General features: G+C 66.1%; 1 pseudogene. It reads right to left on the reverse strand.

Annotated elements, in window-relative coordinates:
- Window positions 1–201: 201 nt before the first annotated feature.
- Window positions 202–487: pseudogene (locus SB751_RS28135) on the reverse strand (bifunctional glutamine synthetase adenylyltransferase/deadenyltransferase); the annotation flags it as partial.

The following is a 487-nucleotide window of genomic DNA, read 5'->3' on the forward strand; positions in this document are numbered from 1 at the left end:
GCACGGTCAGCAGCGTGATCTCGCTCGACAAGGCGAGCCGCGTGGAAGAAGTCGCGCGCATGCTTGGCGGCCTGGAAATCACCGCGACCACCCGCAAGCACGCGAAGGAAATGCTGGCGGCGTAGCGTAATTGTGCGAGGACAGGGGAATCGCAGCGGCGCACCGAACCGCGCCCCCCCAGCCAACGCAGCGCCTTACCCCTCACCCGAACACCCGCTTCCACAGCGCCAGCACCGCCTTCCGTTCGGCGGCAACCAACGCCGGATCGACCCGCGCCTTCTCCATCCCGTCCAGCCGCAGCTTGTGCTGCAACTTGCGGTAAGTGCGATAAGCCGCGCCGACCGTCTCCGCTTCCGCCTCGCTCATCAAGCCAAGGCCCGACACTTCGCGCAGCAGCGCGATGTTGCCGGTGTTGCGGATCAGCGCGGGATCGCTCGCCGCGTGCAACAGCACCCAGTACTGCACGGCGAATTCGATATCGACCATG

The organism is Cupriavidus sp. SIMBA_020 (assembly GCF_046535395.1).
In the GTDB taxonomy this organism is placed as follows: domain Bacteria; phylum Pseudomonadota; class Gammaproteobacteria; order Burkholderiales; family Burkholderiaceae; genus Cupriavidus; species Cupriavidus campinensis.